The organism is Streptomyces sp. BR123 (assembly GCF_013401435.1).
Taxonomy (GTDB): domain Bacteria; phylum Actinomycetota; class Actinomycetes; order Streptomycetales; family Streptomycetaceae; genus Streptomyces.
This window is the reverse complement of record NZ_JACBGN010000560.1, coordinates 1-1,846: the sequence shown is the minus strand read 5'-3', so window position 1 is coordinate 1,846 and position 1,846 is coordinate 1. Positions and strand designations below refer to the sequence as shown.

The 1,846-nt window shown below is 75.0% G+C and carries 2 protein-coding genes; both read left to right on the top strand.

Annotation, left to right across the window (positions count from 1 at the left end):
• The first annotated feature begins 278 nt into the window (after window positions 1–278).
• Complete coding sequence (locus HYE82_RS36235) at window positions 279–806, top strand: (2Fe-2S)-binding protein (RefSeq protein WP_179178469.1); 528 nt, start codon at window positions 279–281, stop codon at window positions 804–806.
• Window positions 803–1,795 (top strand): xanthine dehydrogenase family protein subunit M, encoded by a 993-nt coding sequence (locus HYE82_RS36230; RefSeq protein ID WP_179178468.1) that lies wholly within the window; start codon window positions 803–805, stop codon window positions 1,793–1,795. The genes HYE82_RS36235 and HYE82_RS36230 overlap by 4 nt, the downstream gene beginning before the upstream one ends.
• Window positions 1,796–1,846 lie beyond the last annotated feature (51 nt).

The window sequence follows — 1,846 nt, the reverse complement described above, 5'->3', positions numbered from 1 at the left end:
CCGCCCCACAGCCACCGCCCCCGCATCCGGGCCGGGCGGGACGAGCGCGGGCGCCGGTCCTGCCGCTCCGGCAGCCTCCCGGAGCACGTGCGCAGCGCGGGCCTGCCGGTGTTCACGTGGACCGGCCGAGTTCCCCACCGCGTTCTCCGCCGAGACCCCCGCCCCCTTCGGGCCACCGGCGCCGGCGTACCCGCCTGCCCCACGCATGAGGTGTGAAATCCGCGCCGACCGGTTATGCGGAGTGGGGTACATCGACATTCAGTGACAAAGGGGCCGTAGTGGCACATCACACCCAGGAGACGTGCTCCCGCGTCGGGCTGCACGTGAACGGCGAGCGGTACGAGCTCGACGTGGACCACCGGGTCACCCTCCTCGACCTGCTGCGGGAGCACCTCGGCCTGACCGGCGCCAAGAAGGGCTGTGACCACGGCCAGTGCGGCGCCTGCACCGTCCTGGTCGACGGGCGGCGCGCCCACGCCTGCCTGCTGTTCGCAGTCGCCCACGACGGCGCGGAGGTCACCACCGTGGAAGGACTGGGCGACGACGCGCGGGGGCTCCACCCCTTGCAGGAGGCCTTCCTGGCACGGGACGCCTTCCAGTGCGGCTACTGCACACCCGGCCAGCTCTGCTCCGCCGCCGGCCTGCTCGACGAGGCCGCCGCCGACCCCGACGGCACGGATCTCGGCCGCGCCGGGATCGCCGAGGGCATGAGCGGCAACCTGTGCCGCTGCGGCGCGTACCCCCGCATCGTGGATGCCGTCCGGGACGTCGTGGCGGCCCGCCACGGCGGGCGGGGGGTCGCATGAAGCCGTTCGCCTACGTGCGCGCCACCGGCCTCCCCGAGGCCATCGCCGCCCACGGCGCCAGGCCCGGCTCCCGCTACCTCGGAGGCGGCACCAACCTCGTCGACCTCATGAAGCTCGGTGTCGAAGCCCCCGACACCCTCGTCGACCTCACCGGGCTGCCGCTCCGTTCCGTCGAGGAGACCGCGGACGGCGGCCTGCGGATCGGCTCCGGAGTCCGCAACAGCGACCTCGCCGTCCACCCTCTCGTCCGCACCCGCTACCCCGCCCTGTCGCAGGCCCTGCTGGCCGGAGCGTCGGCCCAGCTGCGCAACGTCGCCACCACCGGCGGCAACCTGCTCCAGCGCACCCGCTGCCCCTACTTCCAGGACGTCTCCAAGCCCTGCAACAAACGGGATCCCGGCAGCGGCTGCGGCGCCCGTGACGGGGTCCACCGCGGCCACGCCGTCCTCGGCCACTCCGCGCAGTGCATCGCCACCCACCCTTCCGACATGGCCGTGGCCCTCTCCGCGCTCGACGCGGCCGTCGAGCTCCAGGGCCCGGACGGCGCCCGGACCGTAGCCGCTGCCGCGTTCCACCGGCTGCCGGGCGACCGCCCGGACGTGGACACCGTCGTGGAGCCCGGCGAGATCGTCACTGCGGTCACGCTCCCGCCGGAGCGCGCCGGCCTTCCCTCCCGCTACCGAAAGGCCCGCGACCGCGCCTCGTACGCCTTCGCGCTCGCCTCCGTCGCCGCGGTGCTCGACGTCGCCGAAGGACGCGTGCGCCATGTCGCGCTCGCCTTCGGCGGGCTCGCCCACCGGCCCTGGCGCGCCGAGGCCGCGGAGGAGCGGCTGCGGGGCGCCGTCCCGACCGAGAGCGCCGTTCGGGAGGCCGTCGAGGCCGAGCTCGACCGGGCGGAGCCGCTGCGCGACAACACCTTCAAGGTCCCCCTCGCCCGCAACCTCGCCTGCGACGTGCTGAACTCCCTCGCCCGCGGCGCCCGCTCCTGAACCCCCGTCACGCCTTCACCCCGCGCAGTCCTTCTCCTCCCGCTCCGCCCC